Source organism: Acinetobacter sp. AS167 (assembly GCF_037152175.1).
In the GTDB taxonomy this organism is placed as follows: domain Bacteria; phylum Pseudomonadota; class Gammaproteobacteria; order Pseudomonadales; family Moraxellaceae; genus Acinetobacter.
In genome coordinates this window covers 30,253-45,801 of sequence record NZ_JBBCMP010000007.1, presented here as the reverse complement: position 1 = coordinate 45,801, position 15,549 = coordinate 30,253, and the positions used below count along the sequence as shown (strand labels likewise).

The 15,549-nt window shown below is 39.7% G+C and carries 14 protein-coding genes; 4 read left to right on the top strand and 10 right to left on the bottom strand.

Features of this window, described 5'->3' with window-relative positions; genetic code table 11:
• Positions 1-184 precede the first annotated feature (184 nt).
• Positions 185-2,770, top strand: a complete 2,586-nt coding sequence (plsB, locus tag WFN33_RS12705; RefSeq protein ID WP_336953487.1) for a glycerol-3-phosphate 1-O-acyltransferase PlsB — start codon at positions 185-187, stop codon at positions 2,768-2,770.
• Between the two features lie 252 nt (positions 2,771-3,022).
• Here plsB and WFN33_RS12700 read toward each other — a convergent pair whose 3' ends face one another.
• Positions 3,023-3,535, bottom strand: a complete 513-nt coding sequence (locus WFN33_RS12700; protein ID WP_336953486.1) for an alpha-ketoglutarate-dependent dioxygenase AlkB — start codon at positions 3,533-3,535, stop codon at positions 3,023-3,025.
• A 20-nt stretch (positions 3,536-3,555) separates the two neighbouring features.
• Positions 3,556-4,377, bottom strand: coding sequence for an NAD-dependent epimerase/dehydratase family protein (locus tag WFN33_RS12695; protein ID WP_336953485.1), 822 nt, complete (start codon positions 4,375-4,377; stop codon positions 3,556-3,558).
• Positions 4,378-4,436: 59 nt separating this feature from the next.
• On the opposite strand from WFN33_RS12695, the gene recG reads away from it, so the two are divergent.
• Together recG and WFN33_RS12685 are read left to right on the top strand one after the other, a co-directional pair.
• Positions 4,437-6,482, top strand: coding sequence for an ATP-dependent DNA helicase RecG (gene recG, locus WFN33_RS12690; protein WP_336953484.1), 2,046 nt, complete (start codon positions 4,437-4,439; stop codon positions 6,480-6,482).
• Positions 6,483-6,666: 184 nt separating this feature from the next.
• On the top strand, positions 6,667-7,296 hold the full coding sequence (locus WFN33_RS12685; RefSeq protein ID WP_336953483.1) for a ComF family protein: 630 nt from the start codon (positions 6,667-6,669) through the stop codon (positions 7,294-7,296).
• A 52-nt stretch (positions 7,297-7,348) separates the two neighbouring features.
• On the opposite strand, the gene WFN33_RS12680 is transcribed toward WFN33_RS12685, so the two are convergent.
• Complete coding sequence (locus tag WFN33_RS12680) at positions 7,349-7,747, bottom strand: NUDIX hydrolase (protein ID WP_336953482.1); 399 nt, start codon at positions 7,745-7,747, stop codon at positions 7,349-7,351.
• Positions 7,748-7,822: 75 nt separating this feature from the next.
• A complete protein-coding gene (locus tag WFN33_RS12675; protein ID WP_336953481.1) occupies positions 7,823-8,440 on the bottom strand; it encodes a TIGR00730 family Rossman fold protein in 618 nt (205 codons plus the stop codon).
• A 158-nt stretch (positions 8,441-8,598) separates the two neighbouring features.
• On the opposite strand from WFN33_RS12675, the gene WFN33_RS12670 reads away from it, so the two are divergent.
• Positions 8,599-9,612: a magnesium and cobalt transport protein CorA gene (locus tag WFN33_RS12670; protein WP_004725641.1), complete on the top strand. Its 1,014-nt coding sequence runs from the start codon at positions 8,599-8,601 to the stop codon at positions 9,610-9,612.
• 107 nt (positions 9,613-9,719) lie between these two features.
• On the opposite strand, the gene WFN33_RS12665 is transcribed toward WFN33_RS12670, so the two are convergent.
• The 6 genes from WFN33_RS12665 to WFN33_RS12640 form a co-directional block, all read right to left on the bottom strand.
• On the bottom strand, positions 9,720-10,007 hold the full coding sequence (locus WFN33_RS12665) for a toluene tolerance protein (RefSeq protein ID WP_336953480.1): 288 nt from the start codon (positions 10,005-10,007) through the stop codon (positions 9,720-9,722).
• 27 nt (positions 10,008-10,034) lie between these two features.
• Positions 10,035-10,655 (bottom strand): MlaC/ttg2D family ABC transporter substrate-binding protein, encoded by a 621-nt coding sequence (locus WFN33_RS12660; protein WP_004725637.1) that lies wholly within the window; start codon positions 10,653-10,655, stop codon positions 10,035-10,037.
• Positions 10,656-10,676: 21 nt separating this feature from the next.
• Positions 10,677-11,354, bottom strand: coding sequence for an outer membrane lipid asymmetry maintenance protein MlaD (mlaD, locus tag WFN33_RS12655; RefSeq protein ID WP_244014196.1), 678 nt, complete (start codon positions 11,352-11,354; stop codon positions 10,677-10,679).
• Entirely contained in the window at positions 11,354-12,133 is a 780-nt protein-coding gene (gene mlaE, locus WFN33_RS12650; RefSeq protein WP_004725633.1) for a lipid asymmetry maintenance ABC transporter permease subunit MlaE, read from the bottom strand. Before mlaE ends, mlaD begins: the two co-directional genes overlap by 1 nt.
• Positions 12,130-12,948, bottom strand: a complete 819-nt coding sequence (locus WFN33_RS12645) for an ABC transporter ATP-binding protein (RefSeq protein WP_004725631.1) — start codon at positions 12,946-12,948, stop codon at positions 12,130-12,132. The genes mlaE and WFN33_RS12645 overlap by 4 nt, the downstream gene beginning before the upstream one ends.
• A 410-nt stretch (positions 12,949-13,358) precedes the next feature.
• Complete coding sequence (locus WFN33_RS12640) at positions 13,359-15,296, bottom strand: DEAD/DEAH box helicase (protein WP_016539375.1); 1,938 nt, start codon at positions 15,294-15,296, stop codon at positions 13,359-13,361.
• Positions 15,297-15,549 lie beyond the last annotated feature (253 nt).

Here is a 15,549-nt window from a genome sequence, read left to right as displayed (position 1 = left end):
ATTTTCATAAACCGTATTGTCACTTCTCTTGTGCTGATGGATTGTTTAAAATACGTTTTTTAACGATAAAATCTGACAAGCTACATGCAGTTTGTCAGAAAATGACATACTGTTCTGTGCTTTAATTACAGAAAATATTTTTTATCCGCTTTATTGCGTGATTCACCATTGGCTAGGAGTATTTATGTCCAAGAGTGGCTTTGGTCAAATGTATCGTCGACTTTCGAGTAAAATACTTGACCTTGTGGTAACACCACATGTTCTTGGAGAGGTTCCTACAGAAGCTCAACCTTTAGACCCTTCAACTGAAAATTCTGAGCTCATTCAGCCCACAACTCAAAAAGTTGTCTGCTATGTTCTACAGAATTACTCACGAAGTAACGCTTTAGTTGTTGATGGTGAAACACGTCGTTTGCAGCTTCCTCCTGCACTTGACCCATTAATGATTGGCAATAGTCGCGAAAAAGCAGCGATTTTATTTTTACAACACCAAGATGAAAACAATTATTTTAATCCGCCTACGCATGCTTATCCGCCGCGTTTAGTTCGACTGATTGAATCACTTGATCAAAATGCTGAATTAGATATTGAATTAATCCCTGTCACAGTACTGTGGGGACGTTCACCAGATAAAGAAGACTCTTGGTTTAAACTGTTATTTACCGACACTTGGGCAACGCCAAGTAAAGTTAAACAGTTGATGAACATTGGTTTACATGGTCGACAGTCATTCCTTGAATTCCATGAAGCGCAATCACTTAGAGCTTTAGTGGATCATGCGAAAATTGCTCATCCCAATATTTCACCAGCCACTTATATTGTCAATCAATTAAATGACTACTTAGATCGTCAGCGTGAGGTCATTCTCGGTCCAGATTTATCTGATCGCCGTAATGTCATGCAATCACTGATTAAAGCCCCTGATGTACAAGATGCGATTCGTAAAGAAAGTATTCGCTCAAAAATCAGCATGATAGATGCTGAACATAAAGCGATTGGTTTTGTAAACGAAATTGCATCCGACTATTCTGCATCTGCTGTACGCTTTGCAGATATGGCCTTGACTCGTCTGTGGACACAACTTTATGACGGCGTTGAAGTACATAACTTCAATACTGTGCGTGAGTTAGTCAAAGACTATGAAGTGATTTATACACCTTGTCACCGTAGCCATATCGATTACTTGTTATTGTCTTATGTGATTTATAAACGTGGCTTGATGGTGCCGTATATTGCCGCTGGCGATAATCTTAACATGCCATTTGTCGGTCAATTACTGCGTGGAGGCGGTGCATTCTTTATCCGTCGCTCATTCCGTGGCAATGCACTTTATACATCGGTATTTAAAGAATATTTATTTAGCATCCTATCTAGAAACACACCTCTTGAATACTTTATCGAAGGTGGTCGTTCACGAACTGGACGTTTGTTACCCCCGAAAACTGGCATGCTCGCAATGACGGTACATGGTCATTTGCGCGGCCGTGCCAAACCAATTGTCTTTATCCCAACCTATGTCGGTTATGAGCGCTTGATGGAAGGCGCAACTTATGTCGGCGAAATGAATGGTAAGCCAAAAGAAGCTGAATCCATTTGGGGAATCTTGCAAACCCTGAAAAAAATTGAGCGTATTTTTGGTAAAGTGCATGTCAATTTTGGTGAGCCTGTTTTCTTAGATGACTTACTCAAAGCACATGGCGCTGATCAAATCACCATTGAACATAATGATGATCCAATCCCACAAGAAGTCTCAGATGCAGTAACCAGCTCGGCAAATGCTATTCTGGAAAATATCAACCGTGCTGTGGTGATCAACCCTGTTTCGTTATTGTCACTGATTTTATTGGCAACACCAAAACACACACTTGATGAAGAAATCTGCATTAAACAGCTTGATACATATCGCAAGTTATTAACCGCAAATCCTTATGATAGCCGCACTCAGGTCACGCCATTATCAGGTAAAGAAATCATTGCCTATGGTATGAAGTTAAAATTGATTAAACGTGTTCAGCACGTCCTTGGCGATATTATTGCCATTGAAGATAATCAAGCCATTTTACTGACTTACTTCCGCAATAACATTTTGCACGCTTTTGTTTTACCGTCGTTGGTCGCAGCATTGGTGGAACATAATGGTAAGATCAGTAAGTCTGATTTACTCAATGTGATTCGCACCCTTTATCCATTCTTAAAAGCAGAGTTGTTCTTAAAATGGAAAGATAGTGAAATCAAGGCTCAAGTGACTGAATATGTCGATGCTTTGGCTCAAGCGAATTTAATTTTTGTCGATGATGAAGATTTTATTTTCAGCCCTGCGCCAAACTCAGAAGACCATAATCAATTGGCTGTTTTGGCTGCTCCAGTACGTCAAAGTCTTGAACGTTATTACATGACGCTGGCTTTAATTACTCAACGTGGCTCTGGGAATATCTCTATTCGCCAAGTTGAAGAATTAAGTCACTTGGTTGGACAACGTTTATCTGTATTGTATGAGTTCAACTCACCTGAGTTCTTTGATAAAGCGTTATTCCAAAGTTTTATGAAAGTCTTAACTGAACAAGGCTATATCAAAACCAATGAAGACCATGCCATTGTTTTTGATGAGCAGTTTAGAAATGTTGCACAATATGCCAATTTGGTGCTTGATGATGTAACTTTGCAAATGCTCCACCATATCACCTCATTTACAGATGAGGAGTTAAAAGAAGCTTTAGATGCTTTAGCCGCTCAACAAGCCAAGAAGCGTTTAAAACGGAAGAAAAAATAAAAGCTTTAAAGTGCCTTTTTTCTTTGGGAGAAGGTTGGGATGATTACCTCTCCCTAACCCTCTCCTGCAAGGAGAGGGAACTTCTCAAGACCTCAATGATTGAATAATCCTAAGACTCTACGAACTAATTTATAATTTTCAGATTCTAGTGTGGTATATCTAGCTACGAAAAAATAACTGTTTCATCAATTAAATTTATTATTTCTATTTTTAGGCTCTAGCCTCACCAACAACTTATCTGCTGACTAAATTTTACAGTAGCTTCCGAAACGTCAGACTCATTCTAGCCTGTTCAATATTTGATTTTGGAATACAATGTTGCCATTCCTCCTGAATCTGCTGACTCATATAAATTAAGCTGCCAGATGACAACAAATACTCAGAAGTTACCTCATAAGCATTTATTTTTCTAAATTTTAAAATCCGCTCACCACCTAAAGAAATAATCACAACACCAGTTCCCGAAACAAGGACATCTGTTTGATCCGAATGCCATCCCATACGCGCTTGACCATTCATATAATAATTAACAAGACAATTATTTGGTTCAAAACTCAAAGTCTCTTTAATTAAATCAATAATCGGTCTTATTTCACCCAAAAAAGGAGCTTCAGGATATGACATTTGAGAATAATTATAAGATTTACCAAAACTCGCAGTTTTACGTGCTGTCATACGCTCATCCCATATTATTTTTCTATTTAAAAGAGCAAATAATTTATGGTTATCTTTTAAAAAATCTTTAATATAAATAATATCTTCCACTTAAGTCTCGCTAATTTAATTTAGTATTCTGACAATAATTTTTGCTCATAATCAATATAACAATTTTGATGTACCCACTTAAATCCTGTTGCAACCATCCTCTCCGCAAAAATTTTTTTACCTGTTTCCTTTTCGCTTTCCAAAACCAACTCTGGCAAATTCAACTCGCGCTGAAGATTTAAAATTTTCTCATGCAAAGGTTTTGGTTGATTATTTGTACAAATATATGATTTTTCTGGATGTTCCACGTGAAGCAAATGCGCTAAGAAATGTGCAAGGTCATCTATATGGATTCGATTTGACCAATGAATATTGGGATAACTTCGTGTGGTTTCTGCAAGTTTAACCATACGAGCAACGGATGTGCCATAAATTCCAGTTGGACGCACAATCACACATTTAGATGGATAAGCCTGTTGCCATTGCTGTTCCATTGCCAATAACAATTGACCCTGTTGATCACTTGGAATAGGCGTTGACTCATCATCAATACGCTCACCACAGTTTTCTCCATAAACACGTGTCGATGAAACCACAATAATTCTTTTGAGCGGATGGCCTTTTAAAGCCCTCACAATTGGCTGCACCGAATCTACATAGGTTTGTTGATAATTTTCGATATCACTTAGCGGAGAATTTCGAGTTGGTGCGAGCAATACATACATCACATCGAGAGGCTGAATTTGCGCTAAATCAAGTTGTTGAATGTCTTGAATCAAATGTTGTGCGAAATCATCATCTTTCGCACTGCGGCTAACTGTGGTAATTTGGTGATCTTGCTGAAATAATTGTTTGGCAACACGTTGCGATGTTTTACCATAACCAATAAATAGAATATGCATTACACGACCTATTCTTCGAAACCGATTTTCAAAATCAATCAAACTTAAGTTGAGGGGACATGGCTGCCGTCCATCAATTGCAAGGGGTTGGCAATGCCGCCGCTGCTTTACTTGAAAAACTAAATATTTTCACCACTGATGATTTGCTGTTTCATTTGCCACGTGATTATGAAGATCGTAGCACGATCATTCCGATGAACCAATTACAAGTCGGTCGTAGTTATCTCATGGAAGGCGTGGTCAGATCAATCGATATGCCACCTGGTAAACGCAAATCGATGGCGATTTTATTGCAGGATGATTTTGGCAAGGTTACTTTACGCTTCTATCATATCTATAAAGCACTCACAGATCGTGCTAAAGCGGGTAATCGTTTAAGAATTTTTGGGGAAGTCCGTGTTGGCGCTCGTGGCCTTGAACTTTACCATCCTGAGATCCAGTTAATTACTGAACATACAGCACTCCCTAAAACCCAACTGACAGCAATTTACCCTGCTACCGAAGGCCTAACTCAACCCAAATTACGTGAATACGTTAAGCAAGCTTTAAACCAACACGCTGATGCTTTACCTGAGTTATTACCTGAAAAATTCACCAATGGTTATGCGCTTAAACAGGCGCTGGAGTATATTCATCACCCTCCTGTAAATGCCAATATGCTACAACTTTCACAAGGTTCTCACCCTGCTCAACAACGTTTAATTTTTGAAGAATTGGTTGCACATCAAATCAGCCTATTAACCCGACGTGCTTATATTCAAAAAATTGCAGCGCCAGCATTTTCAACCAGTAAAAAATTTGCAAAAGCCTTATTGGCAAGCTTACCTTTCGAAATGACCAATGCACAAAAACGTGTATCAAATGAAATTGCCAAAGATTTAAAACAAAACAAACCCATGTTACGACTGGTTCAGGGCGATGTAGGTGCAGGTAAAACATTGGTTGCAGGTGTTGCGGCTTGTCATATTTTGGAAGAAGGCTGGCAAGTCGCACTGATGGCACCGACTGAAATTTTAGCTGAACAGCACTATATCAATTTTAAGAAATGGTTCGAGCCACTCGGTTTAAATGTGTCATGGCTTTCAGGCAAACAAAAAGGCAAAGCACGCGCTGCGGCTGAACAAACCATTAAGGATGGAACTGCCAATATTGTGGTGGGTACCCATGCTCTATTTCAGGACAATGTTACATTTTCCAAACTTGGTCTCGTGATTATTGATGAACAACATCGTTTCGGGGTAGATCAACGTCTAGCTTTACGTAATAAAGGCGTGGATAACACCACACCACACCAATTGGTCATGACAGCAACACCAATCCCTCGCACACTGGCAATGTCTGCCTATGGCGACCTAGATACTTCAGTGATTGATGAATTGCCTCCTGGACGTACTCCCATTCAAACAGTCACGATTCCTCTTGATAGACGTGAAGAAGTCTTGAATCGTATAACCATGAACTGTGCTGAAGGTAAACAGGCATATTGGGTCTGTACACTGGTCGAACAATCAGAAACTCTCGATGCTCAAGCCGCAGAAGCCACCTATCAAGAGATTAAAGATCGCTTTCCGCATATTAATATCGGCTTAGTTCATGGGAAAATGAAAGCCGATGAGAAGCAATTGGTCATGCAACAATTCAAAGACAATGAATTACAACTGCTGATTGCAACAACAGTCATTGAAGTCGGTGTTGATGTCCCAAATGCTTCCATTATGGTGATTGAAAACGCTGAGCGCTTAGGGCTTTCTCAGTTGCACCAGTTACGTGGCCGTGTCGGTCGTGGTGCAACCGCAAGTTTTTGCGCCCTGCTCTATAAGCATCCCTTATCACAAAATGGCCAAGAGCGTTTACGTATCATGCGCGAAACCAATGATGGTTTTATCATTGCAGAAAAAGATTTGGAAATTCGAGGACCGGGTGAATTACTGGGGACCAAGCAAACAGGAGATTTGGGTTTCCGTGTTGCCAAGTTAGAACGAGATGATCATTTACTTAATCAAGCGCATTATGTTGCCAGCCAAGTCCTGAAAGATGCTCCAGAAAATGCTGAAGCTTTATTAAAACGGTGGTTACCTGAAGCGCCAAGATATGCCTATGTATAAAGATCTATATAAACATCCATGCATAAGTGTCTTAGCTCGGATGTTTGATTAATTCCGCCTAATGATATGAAGGTTGCAATCCTATGAATATATCAAGTTTAAGTGTTATCAAGCTTAAAAAATCTTGGGTTGATCTATTTAGCTCACTATGAGAAATTAATAACAAATAAGAATAGAACAGGCCATGCTCCAATTTATCAATCAACTTCTCCATAAAAGCATTCAAAGCATTTCCCCTTGCTTACTTTGCGGGATAGATCAACAAAAAAAGCATTCTCTCTGTAATGATTGTTGGGCACAGCTTCCGTGGTATAAGCAATATATTGAACGGCATCAACAAAAAATTCTTTGTGCTCATCGTTATGACTTCCCAATAGATCGCATTATCCAAGTCTATAAATATGAACAACAACTGCATTATCAAAATCTATTAGCACAAAGTTTATTAAATTTAAGCTTACCTAAAATTCAGGCCATTGTTCCTATGCCCATTTCTAATGATCGCTTAAAAGAACGTGGCTACAATCAAATGCTAATTATCGCTAAAATCATGGCAAGACAATTAAACATCCCCGTATGGCAACCTATAATTCGAGAAGCACAACATTCACAAAAAGGGCTAAGCAGAATTGAGCGCTTAGAAAATATTGAATATCAATTTAAAATAATTAAAACAGAAAAACGAAAATTTAAAAAAATACTGATTATTGATGATGTCGTGACCACAGGTAGTTCAATTCATGCTTTAACCCATGCTTTAGAAAACTTAGGATGCCAGCAAATTTATAATGCTTGTATTGCTGCAGCTCTATAAATTTTCATTATCGCTTAGCGATACAAACATAGAGAAGCAAACATCGTAAAAATTATGAATGGATTAAATTTGCTTTACACCATGGGATCACGATCTCTTTGGTCAATGGCGCTAAAAGCGTTTGCGCATCATCCAAATTAATCCATTTCATTTCAGCAATTTCTGCATTAATTTTTGGTGTTTGCTCTACGTCAACTTGATAGAGATAACTCACTAATTGAAAGTCTGCTTCATTGGCTGCTTTTGTTTCAAAACGCCCAATAAACTGAGTAATCTCTGCTTGAACACTAATTTCTTCTAAAATCTCACGCAACATGGTCTGCTCAGGTGGTTCATTGGGCTCAAGCTTTCCACCAACCTGCATAAAAAATTGTGTATTTTGCTTTCTCACCAAGAGCAATTGATTTTTATCATTCAAAATCACAGCTGCCGCGACAGTAATTACATTCATAAGTTTTAAAAATAGAAAAAACACAATATATTGTGACAGTAATAAATTTAAAAACAATATATTGTGTTTTAGTTTTTAACCAAATCTACGATCTGCTTGATCTAATTTCACCAATTCTTCACGTTCTTTCACACCCCATTTTGGTTCTGGCGCTTGATAGTGATTAAACTGAGTCAAAATTTCTTCGATCGAAGCAGAATCAATCAACTGATCTGTAAAACGTGCTTTAGAAAAGCCTTTGTCTGTCGTAAGTTGAATAAATTTCAATAAATCATCATAAAAACCTTCAACATTTAAAAATGCACAAGGTTTTAAATGAATTCCCAATTGCGCCCACGTCCATTGCTCAAAAATTTCCTCAATGGTTCCTGCTCCACCAGGCAATGCAATAAAGCCATCAGAAAGCTCAGACATTTTTGTTTTACGTTCATGCATATTTTTAACAATATACAGCTCGGTCAAATCTGGATGTGCCAATTCACGATCCACCAATCCCTGAGGGATCACACCAATCACTTTGCCTCCTGCTGCCAAAGCGCTGTCAGCAACAATACCCATTAACCCTGAACGGCCACCACCATAGACCAAAGTTTTCCCTTGCTTGGCGATTGTTTCACCAGTCAGCTCCGCAACATCAGCGAAAATTTGATCCGTACCTAATGATGAACCACAAAAAATAGCAATAGAATTCATAAATTTAACCTAACTTTAATTTTGTCATGCTAAAAATGCAGACGGCCAATCAAGATTTTTTTTACAAAACAGCAATGTAATGAGTGTTTTTCCTAAAATCCTTGTCTAAAATACACACATCAAATTGACACCACACTGCGCAAGGGAGAAAAGACATAATGCTTGAAGCCTTTTACGCCACTGAGCGCGGTAGCTTAGAAGATGCAACAATTAATGGTGGATTCGACCTACACCCTGAATTGGTATGGGTTGACCTCATTGCACCTTCACAAGAAGAACAAGAATGGGTTTTAGATGCTTACCAGCAAAATCTACCAACTCTTAAATCTTTAGAAGACATTTCATCCTCTGCACGATTCTACCGTGATGATGATGGGATTCTACATATCAGTACTTATTTTTTAACAAAAAATAAAAATTACCAAGTTGAAGGCGATCCCGAAGATACTTCAAACATGCTTGCCAATGTGCAAACGGTTGCGTTCATTTTGCATAAAGACCGCTTATTTACCTTACGTGGTGAAAAGTTGGTTGCCTTTCGTGCCTTTCGCGCACGTGCACGCCGTAATGACTATGAAATTGAATACAAAGATCCGACATGGATTCTTTTAGGCTTATTGGAAGCAAAGCTAGATGAGCTTGCGGATATCTTAGAAGATATCCACAAAGACTTAGAGTTATATTCCACAGAAGTCCTCAACGTACGTCATCGTGAAATGATTTTAGACTTAGATGACATGATTACCCGCTTAGCACAAAAGGAAGATATGCTTGGAAAAGCGCAACTTTGTCTGATTGACTTACGTCGTGTCTTGACCTTTCTGTCCCGTCCTCGTGCCTTGGGGAGTCATATCTATGATGCAGATATTCGAGAGTTGAGTGAGGATGTCCGCTCACTTGTCGAACACGATGCGTTCTTGTTCCAAAAAGTACGATTCTTGCTTGATACCACCTCTGGATTTATTAACACTGAACAGAACGATACCATTCGTCGCTTCTCCATCTTACCTAGTATGCTTGCGCCACCGATGTTGATTGCCAGTATTTATGGGATGAACACTGAAATTCTGCCATTTGCCCATGGCCACTGGAGCTTTTATGTGGTGATTACCATCTTAATTGCTTTCTTTGTAGGGCCTTTGGCTTACTTTAGATGGAAGAAATGGATTTAAATACTCCACTCCTTCTGTTGGATTGTGTTGAGATTTACAATCGTTCAAAATCCATTAGTCAATAAAAAAGCACCCTTAGGTGCTTTTTTACATCAATCTTGCATATGCTAAATTAATTTCAAGTCATCTTGCAAATGGCAAGCTTGAATAATTTTCATCATCTTTTCAGGCACTGCTTTAAACTGCAGCCCCTGAAGATTTGATGTTTGACGTAACCACTGCACAAACACAGATAAAGCAAGGGTACTGCCATGTTCAAGCTGTGATAGATTCACAGTTATTGGAAAATTTTTCTCATTTTGAATCGCTCTCAAACCATTTAAATAATAGCTTTCAGCATTCTCGTAAGCAATTTTACCGCTAACATATAATTCCTGATTTTTAAATTCAATCACTCGCTTGCACCTATCTATGTTATGAGCTTACTTCTTAACAGCAGCGTCTGCATCAGGCTTGAATGTTGCAATTGCTTTATCAATATTGCCACCGTTGCGTTGCACGTTCGCAGCAAATTGGTTACGGAATTGCAAACCTAGATCGATACCAGACACATTCAAATTACGTACTTTCCATTGGCTACCTGCATCAGACAATTGGAAAGATACAGGGATCTTTTCGCCATTGTTATTGAAGTCTAAAGTAACGACAGGAAACTTGCTGTTGGTTGCCTTATACGGACGCATTGAATACGATTGATTTGAATACTTTGCAAATGCGCTACCATAATTCTCAATCAAAGTATTACGGAAGTTTTGTTCAAATTGCGCACGTTGAGCAGGAGTACTGCTATTTGCATAAGTTCCCATCACAATACGTGTAAACGCTTGACCATCGACATAAGGATCAAGGTTTTGGCGAACAATCGCTTTAACAGTAGCAGGGTTTTGCAATTTACCTTGATCTGCTTTTAAGCGTGAAATCAGGCCATCAGCAACACGTTTAACAAATGCTGGTGGTGCTTCTGCTGGAGCAGCTTGAGCGGCAGTCGCCACCATAGTTGCTAAAATAGTTGCAGTAAAAGTTTGTTTTAACAGCATGTTCATTTTCAATAACTCCTCTAATGCCTATTCAACAAATGAAGTTTGAGCATCAGTTGTTTCAGTGGATGCAGATGCATCTTTAGCTTCCGATGCGCCAGTTGATGATTTTCCTGCACCACCCGTAATAAATTTAGTAATCAAATCCTCTAGATCCATCGTACCTTGGGTGTTTTCAATGCTTTCACCACGTTTAATGTAGTTAATGCCGCCACCTGGTACGATTTTCAAATATTTTTCGCCTAAAAGACCATTGGTTGCGACCATTATGTAAGCATCTTCATCAATATTTGTGATGGATTTCATGTTACCTAACAGTTGCGTTTCCATTTCTTTTTGTTTCTCAGGTGTCGCAGCCTGATAGTCAGCACTGTAATGTAAATCACCTAGCGCATTTTCTTTTACTTTTTTCAACTGTTCTGCATTGAATGTTGTCAATGAACCATCTAAATCGAATTTAACCGTTGCATGACGTGTCACAGGATCAAGTGTAATTGCGTCAACTTGTCCAATTTTAACACCACTCATGGTCACTTTGGCACGCGGTTTTAAACCATTCACATTGTCGAATGTTGCAGTCATTTCATAACTATCTTTTAAGTTTGTACCCACCAAGCCACTCACTTTCATAGCTAAAAAGAACAGAGCGAGACCAAAAATGATGACAAAAATACCGACGGTCAGCTCACTAGCACGTGATTTCATTAAACACCTCCGAACATGACCGCAGTCAACACGAAATCAAAACCTAAAACACATAACGATGAATACACAACAGTACGTGTCGTAGATGTTGCGATACCTTCAGATGTTGGTTCACAAGCATAACCTTGATACACCGCAATCCAAGTACAAATTAAAGCGAATACTAAACTTTTTATGATGGTCCCGTTAAACACATCTTTCATAAACTGAGTACTACTCAGAATACCACTCCAGTACGAGCCTTCGTCTGCGCCGAGAAAATCAACTCCAACCATTTTGCCGCCCATAATACCAATCGCAGCAAAGATCACAGATAGCATCGGTAAACTGACAATACCCGCCCATAAACGTGGAGAAATCACGCGCTTTAACGGATCAACACCGATCATTTCCATACTGGATAATTGTTCAGTCGCCTTCATTAAGCCAATTTCTGCGGTCAAAGCAGAACCTGCACGACCAGCAAAAAGTAAGGCAGCCACAACAGGCGCAAGTTCACGCAACAAGGTTAAAGCCACAGCCGCACCCAACATTGCTTCACTACCAAAAGTGACCAAGATGTTATACATCTGCAAACCGAGTACTGCACCGATGAACAGACCAGATACAGCAATGATCAATAAAGACAGTACGCCTACTCGATACATCTGATAAATGAAAAGTTTTACACCAAGTATTGTTGGCAAAGAGAATAAAATGCGCAACAACATGAGCATTGCAACACCAATGCCCTGAACACGTTCTAGAACGCGTCTACCCAATAAGGCAATAGCATTCATGAACTAACCTCATTACTTAAATAGGCTTGATGACTAAATTGATAATCAACAGGACCTTCAACTGAACCTGTTAAAAATTGCTGTACAAATGGAGAAGCGTGTTGTTGCAATTGCTCAGGTGTCCCCTCGCCTTGCACCTTACCTTCAGCCACAACATAAATATAGTCAGCAATTGATAATGTTTCATCAACATCATGTGAAACAATAATTGTTGTTAGATCTAAAGCATCACGTAATGATCGAATTAATCGGGTCAAAACCCCCATCACAATCGGATCTTGCCCAGCAAAGGGTTCGTCATACATAATCAAGTCTGGGTCAAGCGCAATCGCACGAGCAAGCGCCACGCGTCGATTCATCCCGCCAGAAAGTTCTGCGGGCATTAACTTTTCAGCACCACGCAAACCAACCGACTCTAATTTTAGTGCCACCAACTCAGCAATTAAATTTTCTGGTAATTTTGTATGTGCGCGAATTGGAAAAGCAACATTTTCATAGACGGTCATGTCGGTAAATAACGCACCACTCTGAAATAACATCCCCATACGCGCACGTGCAGCAAAAAGCTCATTACGTGACATCGAAGCAATGTTTTTCCCATCAAGTCGTACTTCACCAGCATCTGGGCTAAGCTGACCACCAATGAGCCGTAACAGGGTTGTTTTACCCGTTCCAGATGGTCCCATGATTGCGGTAATTTGCCCACGACGAATCTGCAAACTCACATTATCGTAGATAACGCGTTCACCTCGGTTAAAACTTAAATTTTTGACTTCAATTAAAGCTTCAGCTTCGGAATGACTGTGTTTATTCATAGCTGAACTTTTTCCTGCATTTATCAGCCCACATACTATACTCTTAAATATCTATATGTTTTGTAATTAAAAGATAATAAAAAATCATAAAGAATATTCATCTTTATAAATAAGGTTACTTGGTCTATTTTTAGTTTTTTACTTTTAAATTTTATTTAATGAGCAAATAGATTATCTAAAAAGCAGGCTATAAAAAAAGTACCCAACATTTGAGATCAATAAAAGTGAGAACATGTATAACATAATTACCTCAAAGAAATCACCAACTTTATTAGATTCAATTTTTCATAAGTTAAGTCTAACTGTTTTATTAAATAAATTGAACTATGTCACACTTTATTTTACCAAATACTTTTCAACTTGCAATAAAAAACCAGCCTTTAGGCTGGTTTTTTATTAAAAATATCTAATTAATCGTTGAATTTGCGACGCGGACGGTCTGCATTGAATTCACGCTTTGGACGATCTTCACCACCAAATTCACGTTTAGGACGATCTTCACCGCCAAACGCACGTTTAGGGCGATCTGAATTAAATTCACGCTTCGGACGATCTTCACCACCGAATGTACGCTTAGGACGATCATCACCGAAAGAACGTTGTGGACGGTCACCGAAACCACCTTCACGGCGTGGTGGACGATCACCAAAATCACGCTTAGGACGATCAGCAAAACTACCTTCACGACGTGGTTTGTAATCTACGCTGTTGCCACGGTTGTCATCATTCGAGTTAAAACGAGGTTTATCGTTAAAACCGCCTTCACGACGTGGACGATCAGAGTTGAAATCACGCTTAGGACGATCTTCACCACCGAATGAACGTTGTGGGCGGTCACCGAAACCACCTTCACGACGTGGTGGACGATCACCAAAATCACGCTTAGGACGATCTTCACCACCGAATGAACGTTGTGGACGATCACCGAAACCACCTTCACGGCGTGGTGGACGATCACCAAAATCACGCTTAGGACGGTCATCACCATAAGATGGACGATCACCACGTGGTTTGTCATCGAAGCTACGGCGTGGGCGATCATCACCACCTTCACGACGTTTGAAGTTTGATTCACCTTCAAAACGACGACCACCGCCGAAACCGCCACGACCGCCTTCACGACGACCACCACCGTTACTACGACCACGACCGCCACCATCACGACTACCGCGAGCTGGAGGTGGAGATGGTTCTAAACCTTCGATTTCAGAAACACTTAAACGCGCTTCTAAATAATCTTCTAAAGCACGGATTTTACCGCGTTCACGGTAAGTTGCTAAAGTGATTGCTTTACCGGTACGACCCGCACGACCTGTACGACCAATACGATGCACATAATCTTCATTCTTCATTGGAAGACCGAAGTTAATTACGTGAGAGATTGTTGGTACGTCAAGACCACGAGCAGCTACGTCTGTAGCAACAAGAATTTTTGCACGACCTTCACGGATACTGCGTAAACGACGGTTACGTACAGTTTGTGGCATAGCACCATGAAGCGCAACAACTGAAAGACCTGCTTCTGCAAGCTCTTCAGCAAGCATATCTGTATCTTCTTGAGTTGAAGCAAATACTACTGCTTGATCTACGTCTTCTTCATTTAACCAATGCGTAAGCAATTTTTTCTTATGCTCAAAGCCATCAGTCCAATGTAAAGTTTGGGTAATATCAGTATTTGTAGAATGACCTGTTTCAATTGCAATACGTTCAGGTTCGTTCATCATGCGTTCAGCAAGATTAATGATACGTGGTGCAAATGTTGCAGAGAACATTAATGTTTGTTTACGATTTAAAGCTAAATCGCTGATTGCTTCTAGGTCTTCAGAGAAACCTAAGTCAAGCATACGGTCAGCTTCATCGACGATTAAAGCATCAACTAAATCAAGTTTAATTTGACGACGGTTTACAAGATCAAGTAAACGACCTGGAGTCGCAACAACAACTTGTGCACCTTTTAATTGTTGGATTTGCTTACCAAAAGGCATACCACCCATAATTGCTGCAACACGTACACCTTTCATATGGCGTACAAATGCAATCGCATCTTGACATACTTGTTGTGCAAGTTCACGAGTAGGTGAAATCACCAAGATATTTGGTTGAGTTACTGCTTTCATACGATCTTTAAATGGTACAAAAGTATCTTGACCAGCTAAAGCGTTTAACGTAGGGAGTAAGAATGCAGCAGTTTTACCAGAACCAGTTTGGCTTGATACTAGAAGGTCTTTTCCTTCTAAAGCCGCTGGAATAGATAGTTCTTGAACAGGAGTCGGCGTAGTAAAACCAAGACTCTCGAGTGCTTTCTGTAGCGACTCGTCTAATGAAAATTCAGCAAAAGTTTTGCTCATAGAGATATTCACCCTAATGTGGGTGCTCCATTAATATATGGTCTGATGGACATCGGCAAAAAGCGGCACAGCAATAATCGCTGAAAATATAGAATCAGCGGCGATCCGAGAACGACGATGCGTATAACGCACATTTGATAACAGCCGCAACCTGAAGGAATCGCTTAAGCGATTGGGTGGGGCGCGAAATATTGTCCTCTCTTTGGACCGGACGCGCATACACAATATAGAAGAGAAATGTTCAGGTAATGAA

Excerpts from the sequence above, each read along its gene's own strand:
- plsB (WP_336953487.1), top strand. The coding sequence starts at position 185 with ATGTCCAAGAGTGGCTTTGGTCAAATGTATCGTCGACTTTCGAGTAAA.
- WFN33_RS12695 (WP_336953485.1), bottom strand. The coding sequence starts at position 4,377 with ATGCATATTCTATTTATTGGTTATGGTAAAACATCGCAACGTGTTGCC.
- recG (WP_336953484.1), top strand. The coding sequence starts at position 4,437 with ATGGCTGCCGTCCATCAATTGCAAGGGGTTGGCAATGCCGCCGCTGCT.
- WFN33_RS12685 (WP_336953483.1), top strand. The coding sequence starts at position 6,667 with ATGCTCCAATTTATCAATCAACTTCTCCATAAAAGCATTCAAAGCATT.
- WFN33_RS12680 (WP_336953482.1), bottom strand. The coding sequence starts at position 7,747 with ATGAATGTAATTACTGTCGCGGCAGCTGTGATTTTGAATGATAAAAAT.
- WFN33_RS12675 (WP_336953481.1), bottom strand. The coding sequence starts at position 8,440 with ATGAATTCTATTGCTATTTTTTGTGGTTCATCATTAGGTACGGATCAA.
- WFN33_RS12670 (WP_004725641.1), top strand. The coding sequence starts at position 8,599 with ATGCTTGAAGCCTTTTACGCCACTGAGCGCGGTAGCTTAGAAGATGCA.
- WFN33_RS12660 (WP_004725637.1), bottom strand. The coding sequence starts at position 10,655 with ATGAACATGCTGTTAAAACAAACTTTTACTGCAACTATTTTAGCAACT.
- mlaD (WP_244014196.1), bottom strand. The coding sequence starts at position 11,354 with ATGAAATCACGTGCTAGTGAGCTGACCGTCGGTATTTTTGTCATCATT.
- mlaE (WP_004725633.1), bottom strand. The coding sequence starts at position 12,133 with ATGAATGCTATTGCCTTATTGGGTAGACGCGTTCTAGAACGTGTTCAG.
- WFN33_RS12645 (WP_004725631.1), bottom strand. The coding sequence starts at position 12,948 with ATGAATAAACACAGTCATTCCGAAGCTGAAGCTTTAATTGAAGTCAAA.
- WFN33_RS12640 (WP_016539375.1), bottom strand. The coding sequence starts at position 15,296 with ATGAGCAAAACTTTTGCTGAATTTTCATTAGACGAGTCGCTACAGAAA.